The following is a 9,010-nucleotide window of genomic DNA, read 5'->3' on the forward strand; positions in this document are numbered from 1 at the left end:
GATTCTGCAAAGCAGGCAAACAGCTGACGGGCGGGAACATCCATGTTGACGATTTTCATAATCCGCCAGTCAATATCCAGCGAGTGCTCGACGATACCGCCGTTGAGCACGTGAACCCCTTCGCGCTGAATCTTCGTCCCTAAATTTTTCGGGTAGCCACCATCGATCAGCAAGCAAGACGGTTTGAGCGTGGCGGGATCGATTTCAACACCTTTCGGCATGCTGGCAACCCAGACAATAATGTCTGCCTGCGGTAGCGCCTCTTCCAGTCCCATAATTTTGCCGCGACCAAGTTCTGCTTGTAGCTCCTGAAGCCGCTCTTGGTTCCGAGCCACTAACAGCAGTTCTGCAACGCCTGTACGAGTGCTGAGCCAGCGACAGACCGCGCTGCCAATGTCACCTGTCGCACCGCAAACGGCAACTGTTGCCTTTGACAGATCAATGTCTAATTTGGGAGCGGCTAGCTCTACCTGACGCACGATAACGTAGGCGGTGTGAGTGTTGCCTGTCGTGAAGCGCTTGCAGTCTAGAATGACGTTGCGGACCTGCTTGACCTGCTCTAAGTTGAAGTTCTCGAAGACGATCGACGAAAAGCCGCCTAGCGCAGTGATGTTAATTCCGTGTTTCTGAGCGTGCGCCATCGCGTTAACGACTTTGCGGGTTGCAGCTTTGATGCGGCGTGATGCCAGCATCTCGGGCAGAAAGCAGGATTCGACGTATTTGCCTTCGATCGTTTGTCCAGTGATGCTAGTAACGGTGATGGTGTCTACGATTTGCGGTGGGGCACTGCACCAAAAATCGAGCCCTTGATCGGCGTACTCTGGATAGCCCAACTCTTTTGCAACAGTCTGGGCGTGCTCTAGGCTAGTGAGATGACCAATTAAACCAAACATGAACGACCTTGCGAGACATTAGCAACTCAGACAAAACACGCTCCTTGATGAGCAAACCGCATCAAGGGGACTCACCGATGTACCTGGCGATACTAAAACGCAGCCATCGGTAAGATTTGTGATTTAGAGTACTTATGGAAGTAATTACTCTGAATAATTAATAGGGACTGCGATCGCTGAATTCTTTCGTAGCTCCTACCCTGTTTTAGCAGTGGCACTAACACCGTTAATGCCTTGTGGAGAGACTGCTTTGCCTCCCCACAAGATTAAGTGATCAACTGCAAGGCTAGGCGGCAGACAATCCCATCGCTGACATCCGCATAATCTCGCGGGTGCTGAAGCCAATGTTGCCTAGCGCTTCACCGTACTGAATCATGAAGTCTTCCACCAGCGCTTCCTTCTCCATGCCCAGAATCTCGGCGTCAGTTTCGACCTGATTCAACATCTGCCAGACTAACGGCAAGTTCTGACGGTTTGCGGTTTCTAGTTCTGCCTTGGACGCTTCAAAATTGGCTTTCAGCCACTCTTCCCCAAAGTTTAGGTGGGTGTACTCATCCTTAACAACACCCTCAGTGATCTTGCGGGCAAAGTCGTCAGCCACTGGAATGTAGATGTTGTACGCAGCGATCGCAAAGCACTCGATGATCAGAGACTGAATCAAAAGGCAGGTCACAACCTTGTTTTCGGCAGCTGCCTGCTGGAAGTTTTGGTGCAGTTGGGCGAAGAACTGCCGAGCAAATTCCATATCGGGTGCGACGCTGAGGTTGCGTCCGCAGGCTTCAAAGCCTTTTTTATGCCGGTTTTCCATCCGGGCAAGACCAAGCAACTGTTCTTTGCTGTCGGGAAGCAGTTCCGTTAGCCTGATGTAGTTCTCATTTGCCTCTTGTTCGCCTTCAATGACAATGGCATTGATCCGGCTGTAAGCGTCTTTATAAGTCTCGCTTTGGAAGTCGATTACACTAGCCTCAAGCTGCGGCATAGGTTTTTTTATCTCCTCAGGAATGCAAGCCGATTAAAAATTCGGCACTGAAATAACAGGATGGGGGCGTTGAACCGAGGGAACGGTTTCAAGTTCGTGCTTGTATCACTTTAACTTGTTAATTGTGGGAAATCGAGAATGTCTATCCAGAATCTGGACGGGAATGGGGATCAACAGGTTCCTGGTGACAAACGAATATCATGGCTAATTGTGCTGCTGCTGGTAACGGGGGCATTAATTGTGCTGCTGCCATTGGGGGTGGTGCTAGCAACTTCGTTTAGCGCACCTGGATCGAACGCAGTGTCCTGGCAGAACTACCGTCAGGCTTGGGTGCAGGGAGGGTTTCTCCTTGCCTTTGCCAACTCGACGATCGTGGCATTAGCCGTCACAGGACTACAAATCGCAACGTCTGCACTTGCTGGCTATGCGCTAGCGAGGCTGAAGTTTCGTGGCAGAGAGTTGATTCTGCTGATCGTTTTGGCAACGCTAGTGATTCCATTTCAAATGTTAGTCATTCCCATTTTTCTAATTTTGAAATGGGGACATTTAATTAATACGTATGGAGCATTAATTTTGCCGACTGCCGCCAATGGATTCGGAATTTTTCTGATGCGGCAGTACTTTTTAACCATTCCAATTGAGTTGGAAGAAGCCGCTGCGTTAGACGGAGCCGATCGACTGCAAATTCTCTGGCGTGTCATGCTGCCGCTCGCACGTCCGGCACTGGTAACGCTGTTTTTATTTACATTTATTGGTGAATGGAATGATTTATTCAAGCCGCTAGTTTTTACGACTCGTCCCGAACTAAAGACGGTTCAACTGGCGCTGGCTGCCTTCCAGGAGCAGTTTACCAATAACTGGTCGCTGTTAATGGCAGCTGTAGTAATTTCTACAGTTCCTGTTATGCTGCTGTTCCTTGTTGGTCAACGCGAATTTATTCGCGGAATTGCGACAACGGGAATTAAGAATTAGCGGCTGGCTACCGGTTTTTAGCTGTTAGATTCTTAAGTACTTCTACGGATTAACTGCTATTGATCGGTGACTAGCTAAATCAATAGCAGTTAATCATTAATCACTAACTTTTTCGCCCCAGCAGCTTGTCGCGCAGGTGCTTAATTTTGTCTCGGTACTTGGCGGCTTCCTCAAACTCTAGCTTTTTCGCCGACTCTTTCATTTGCGCTTCTAGCTGCGTAATTAGCGTGGGAATGTCTTCTAACGGCAGGTCTTCTGACTGGTCGTATGCCTGATCTAGCTCTTGAGCATTGAGGCGACGAGAGACTTCCAGAAACGACAGAATCGAGTTGCTCGACTTTTTGATGATCGGCATCGGCACAATTCCGTGCTTCTCGTTGTATTCCTGTTGGATCGCGCGACGCTGCTCTGTGACGCTGATTGCCTTCGCCATGCTGTCGGTCATGTTGTCCGCGTAGAGAATGGCTTGCCCGTGGATGTGGCGGGCGGCACGACCGATCGTCTGAATCAGCGATCGCTCTGCCCGCAAAAAGCCTTCCTTGTCGGCATCGAGGATGGCAACCAGCGACACTTCCGGCAGATCCAACCCTTCCCGCAGCAGGTTGACGCCAATCAGCACGTGAAATTCACCGTTCCGCAAGTCTTGCAGAATTTCGATCCGCTCGATCGAGTTGATTTCGGAGTGCAAGTAGCGAACTTTGACGCCGCGCTCTTGGAAGTACTCAGTCAAATCTTCTGCCATGCGCTTGGTCAGCGTTGTTACCAGTACCCGTTCCTGGCGCTGTACCCGCTCTTGGATTTCGTGCAGCAAATCGTCTACCTGTCCAGTCGTCGGGCGAACAAAGATCTCCGGGTCCAGCACGCCTGTTGGTCGAATAATTTGCTGCGCCACCTGCTTACCCGACACTTCAATTTCCCAGTCACCCGGAGTCGCCGAGACGAAAATGCACTGCTTCACCTTGTCCCAAAACTCATCGGCTTTTAAGGGGCGGTTGTCGGCAGCACTGGGCAAGCGGAAGCCGTGGTCGATGAGCACACGCTTCCGGGCTTGGTCGCCGTTGTACATGCCACGAATTTGCGGAATCGTGACGTGAGACTCGTCGATGACCAGCAGCCAGTCGTCGGGGAAGTAATCAATCAAGCACTCTGGTGACTCGCCTGCCACCCGTCCGGCTAAGTGCCGCGAGTAGTTCTCGACCCCGTTGCAGAAGCCAACTTCTCGCAGCACTTCCAAGTCATAGCGGGTCCGCTGTTCAAGGCGCTGCGCTTCTAGCAGCTTGCCGTCTTTCTCCAGTTCTTCAAGCCGCTCTTTGAGTTCCTGCTCGATCGCGTCGCACGCCGCCTGTAGCCGATCTTCTGGCGTGACAAAGTGCCGTGCCGGATAGATGTTGACCGCGTCCATGCTTTGCAGCGTACCGCCCGTCACCGGATCGATGTAGCGAATCGCGTCGATCTCGTCGCCGAAGAACTCGACCCGAACGATCCGATCCTCGTAGGCAGGACCAATTTCTAGCACGTCGCCTTTGACCCGAAACCGTCCGCGTCCCAAATCCAAATCATTGCGAGTGTACTGCACGGAGGCAAGGTCGCGGATGATCTGGCGTGGGTCCATTTCTTCACCAACCCGCAGCGGAATTGATGCATTCAGGTACTCGGAGGGAATGCCCAAACCGTAGATGCAGCTAATCGACGCCACGACAATCACGTCTCGCCGCTCGAATAGCGATCGTGTCGCCGAGTGCCGCAGCATATCAATCTCGTCGTTGATCGAGGCAGTCTTTTCGATGTACGTATCGCTGACGGGAATGTAGGCTTCTGGCTGGTAGTAGTCGTAATAGCTGATGAAGTATTCAACCGCGTTGTCTGGAAAAAATTCGCGTAGCTCGTTGCACAATTGCGCCGCCAAGGTTTTGTTGTGCGCCAGCACGAGAGCGGGTCGCCCAACTTTCTCGATCGTGCGGGCGATCGTGTGGGTTTTTCCGGTTCCGGTTGCGCCTAGCAGCACTTGATAGCGGTGTCCGGCTTGGAGACTGTTCACAAGCTGGGCGATCGCAGTGGGTTGGTCGCCTGTTGGTTCAAAGGGTGCTTGAATCTGGAACTTTGCCATAGGGGAATAAACGGGGTCCAGAGAAGGGAATGACACAATGCTTCACGAGCGCAGGCAGCGGACAAATCGCTTCAATAGTTTCGACAACCTTCGATGAATGCTGTTAGCGGATGCACTAGTCGAGGCGGCTCGATCCTGCTGATTAAAATCCGACTAAATCCTGCCTTTCTTGAGCGCGATCGAGCGTTAAAACCACGAAATCAGTAAGTAGGCAATCCGCCCACAGAGAAGGCGAGACAGCGGCTTTCGACTTTTCTAGTGTAACGGTTTTAATCGCTGCCTTGGTCTAGTCCATTACCACATAAGCGAATCGGTTTTCTCTTAGTTCGACTCTCAGTTTGATTACATCGGGGAACCGCTCAAATAATGAAGAATTGTGGCGATCGATAAGCCCAAAGCCCAGTACTAGGGGTAGTAATCATTTGAAGAAATTATAAAGTTTTGACAATGTATTGTGGATTCTGTAAAATCTCGTGTCATGAACTCTGTGTAAATACCGAGTTAGCAGCGAACATCGTTGAATCTTTCCCTAGATTTAGCGACAACGTTTAGCATTCATACGAACCAGCGTGTACGGACATTGAGACAAGATTTGAAGGCTGGTTAAACCAGTGCATCTACTGAGGGATTTAGCATCGCCGGTTTGGATTGAACCTCTAAATGAATGGTTTACAGCAAATAAAGCCTCCTGCCGCTCAGTTGGGGTGCAGCTACCAACGAGTTCTACAAGCACTTCTCTTTTCGGGAATTAGCTTTCAGGGTTTCTCTGCCACCGCTCAAGAACAAGTCATCACAATTCCCAATACCGCAACGGCAAACTTTCGGGATACACCCGGAGGTCCGGTTCGGAATACTGAATCTAACCCGACCACGCTGCCTGCACGAGTGGGGCAAGCGGGATTAGAAATTGTCAAAACGGGCGATCGCGCCGCCGCTGAACCAGGCGATACCGTCGCTTACCGTCTGCTGGTCAGAAACTCTGGGTCTGCTACCGTACGCAATTTGGAAGTTACAGACACCCTGCCGCTCGGGTTGAAATACGTATCGGGGTCGGCACGGGCATCCTTGGGCAACACGACGGTCAATCTACCTGAGCCAAGGATTAACGGACGCAATCTTACGTTCACCTACCCTAGCTTAGACCCCCAGCAAACGCTGACGCTCGTTTATGCAGCGATTCTGATGCCGGACGCGGTTCGAGGAACCGGACGCAACTTGGCAGCGGCGGCTGGTAGGTCTCCTGGCGGTGCCGACATCCGAAGCAACACCGCCAGCCATCGCCTAGAGATTCGACCTGGTATCTTGTCCGACTGCGGCACGATCGTCGGGCGAGTATTCGTCGACAAAAACTTTGACGGGGAGCAGCAGCCTGGAGAACCTGGCGTGCCAAACGCGGTGATCTTCATGGACGATGGCAACCGCGTTACAACCGACGCCAACGGTTTATTCTCGCTTGCCTACGTCATTTCGGGTTACCGGACCGGCACCCTGGATCTGACCAGCTTGCCTGGCTATACCATCGCTCCAAACCAGTACCGGATTGAAGCAAACAGTACCTCGCGCCTGGTACGGCTGCCGCCTGGCGGAATGGGACGGATGAACTTTGCCGTGACACCTAGCTTTAAGGAGGGGCGGCGGTAATATGCGTCATTCAGCCATTCGTTTTGCGCTGCTGTCGTCGCTAGTCGGAGCCGCCCTCGTTGCCTCTAGCGGTTCTGCTGTAGCGCTCACCGGATCTCATCAAACGATTGCTCAAGCTCCCACCGACAGCACTCCACCGCCGCAGGCGGCGTCCGGCGTGCGAATTGTGTCGCCGCAAGCAAGCGTGACGGGCGATCGCACCACCAACTTTGTCGTGCAGTATCCCGCAGGAACCGCGATCAGCGTGACGGTAAACGGTCAGCCGATCGACCCCACCGTGCGGACGCAAACGCAACCGAGCGGGGATGTCGTAACGCAAGTCTGGTACGGCGTACCTCTGAAAGAGGGCGAAAACGTCCTAGCCGTGCAGCCCCAAGGCGGCAGCGTCACCAGCGTCACGGTGACGGTGAAAGAAATTAAGGCGAAGCTGGAATTTTTGCCCACGTCGGACCCGCGCGTTCCCGCAGACGGGCGATCGACCGTGCGCCTAGAAGGACAGATCGTAGACGAGTCGGGCGCAGTGGTCCAACAGGACGCGCTGGTGACGCTTTCGGCAAGTGCGGGACGGTTTGTGGACGCCGACCAGGACCGCGATCGTTCTGGATTGCAGATTATTGCCCGCAATGGTCGCTTCACGGCGCAGTTGCAGTCGTCGCTGGCACCGCAGCAGGTGCGGGTACGGGCGGCAGCCGATTTGAGCGAACGGCGCGACCTCAAGGACGGCCAGATTCAGCCCCCCGATGACACGATTCAGGTCGAGACCAACGGACGATCTCGCCCCGCCGATCGGGTGCAGACGCCGCTGGGTATCCCGATTACTGGACACTTATCGACCACTCAGATCGAAGCGTACACGCAGGTTGAGTTCATCACGAACTTGAGAGCCCCGATCGTCTCTGGCGTAATCAATCTGCGACTGGGCAATGCCGGAACTGACTACTACGGCAGCTTCCGCGACTTCCTCGATCCGGATCTGATCAACGCGACCCGCTTCGACGTCACCACCGCCATTTTTACCACTGGGCGCATCGGCGACTGGCTGCTAACGGGTGCGCTGAACAATCAGCGTCCGCTGAACCAGCAGTGCGATGGCACCACGCGCCTGTTCCGCGACCCGCAGTTTTGCGATCAGGCGTACCCGGTCTACGGCGACAGTTCCACGACGGACTATTTGACGCCCTCGATCGACAGCCTCTATCTCCGCTTCGAGCGCACCTCTCCGGTGGCGGGAGCCGGATCGGATTTCTTTATGTGGGGCGACTACAGCACCCCTGAGTTTGCGGCACCGTCGCAGTTTTTTACAGCAACCAGTCGCCAACTGCACGGTTTCAAGGGCAATTTTAACGTTGGCAATCTCCGCCTAACCGCTCTATTTGCCAACAACATTCAAGGCTTCCAGCGCGACGCGATCGCGCCCAACGGCACCAGCGGCTATTACTTCCTGTCGCAGCGGTTAGTCGTGGGCGGCAGTGAAAACGTTGTGGTGGAAACCGAGGAAATCAATCGTCCCGGCACGGTGATCGAGCGCAAGCAGCTTGTGCGCGGTCCCGACTACGAACTGGACTACGATCGCGGTGCCTTGCTGTTCCGCCGCCCGATCCAGCAGACCGAGTTCGACCTGTTTGGGCGGACGCTGGTGCGGCGCATTATCGTCACGTATCAGTTCGACGGCAACGGTGACGGCGACACCCGCCTGTACGCCGGACGCTTGCAGTACAACTTCTCGCGAGCGTTTGGACTCGAAAGCTGGGCGGGCGTTAGCTACCTAAACGAAGATCAGGGCGATCGCACCTTCGAGCTGTATGGGGTGGATACGCTAATTCCGCTGGGCAAACAGGGACGAATCATTGCAGAGTATGCCCGCTCCAACAATGACTCAATTTTCCTGGGCAATGTCCAGGGAAGCGCCTATCGATTTGAGGCGACAGGTGCGGTATTTGCAGGCGTGCTGGCGCGGGCGTACTATCGATCGGTCGAGGAGAACTTCGCCAACAACGCCACGTTTAGCTTTACGCCGGGGCAAACTCGCTACGGCGGTGAACTGGCGGCAAACCTCGCTGCTGGGACGCAGCTGCAGTTCCAGTACGACCACGAAGAAAACTTTGGCATCGCCTCGGCGATTCGCACCACCTTCCCGGATCTGTTTAACCCGGAGCCAGAGCCGATTCCTGGCAGCCGCGTCAATAACAGCCTGACGACGATCCGGGCGGGCGTGCAGCAAAAGCTGGGAGCCGCAACGCTGGGAGTGGAGTGGGTCAACCGCAATCGGGAAGACCGCGCCACCCCAGAGCGCTTGGGCGACGACAGCAACCAGATCGTTTCGCGCCTGAGCGTGCCGCTGACCGATACCCTGACGTTCCGCGCCCAAAACGAGCAGAACATCAGCAGCAAGAGCGACCCGCTCTATCCCGATCGCAC

General features: G+C 54.2%; 5 protein-coding genes and 1 pseudogene. 3 read left to right on the forward strand and 3 right to left on the reverse strand.

Going from position 1 to position 9,010, the window contains the following annotated elements:
- Both H6F43_RS15000 and H6F43_RS15005 read right to left on the reverse strand, forming a co-directional pair.
- Window positions 1-893: long-chain acyl-[acyl-carrier-protein] reductase (locus H6F43_RS15000; protein ID WP_190343539.1), on the reverse strand; the 893-nt coding region annotated here is incomplete at its 3' end.
- Window positions 894-1,179: 286 nt separating this feature from the next.
- Window positions 1,180-1,872, reverse strand: a complete 693-nt coding sequence (locus tag H6F43_RS15005) for an aldehyde oxygenase (deformylating) (protein WP_190343540.1) — start codon at window positions 1,870-1,872, stop codon at window positions 1,180-1,182.
- Window positions 1,873-2,010: 138 nt separating this feature from the next.
- Between H6F43_RS15005 and H6F43_RS15010 the strand changes: the two genes are divergently transcribed.
- A complete protein-coding gene (locus H6F43_RS15010) occupies window positions 2,011-2,844 on the forward strand; it encodes a carbohydrate ABC transporter permease (RefSeq protein ID WP_190343541.1) in 834 nt (277 codons plus the stop codon).
- 103 nt (window positions 2,845-2,947) lie between these two features.
- Here H6F43_RS15010 and uvrB read toward each other — a convergent pair whose 3' ends face one another.
- Entirely contained in the window at window positions 2,948-4,951 is a 2,004-nt protein-coding gene (gene uvrB, locus H6F43_RS15015) for an excinuclease ABC subunit UvrB (RefSeq protein ID WP_190343542.1), read from the reverse strand.
- Window positions 4,952-5,611: 660 nt separating this feature from the next.
- Between uvrB and H6F43_RS15020 the strand changes: the two genes are divergently transcribed.
- The gene (locus tag H6F43_RS15020; protein WP_190343543.1) at window positions 5,612-6,592 is read left to right on the forward strand and encodes a DUF11 domain-containing protein; all 981 of its coding nucleotides are present in this window, start codon (window positions 5,612-5,614) and stop codon (window positions 6,590-6,592) included.
- Between the two features lies 1 nt (window position 6,593).
- Window positions 6,594-9,010, forward strand: a pseudogene (locus H6F43_RS15025) (hypothetical protein); the annotation flags it as partial.

The organism is Leptolyngbya sp. FACHB-36 (genome assembly GCF_014695955.1).
Taxonomy (GTDB): domain Bacteria; phylum Cyanobacteriota; class Cyanobacteriia; order Leptolyngbyales; family Leptolyngbyaceae; genus FACHB-36.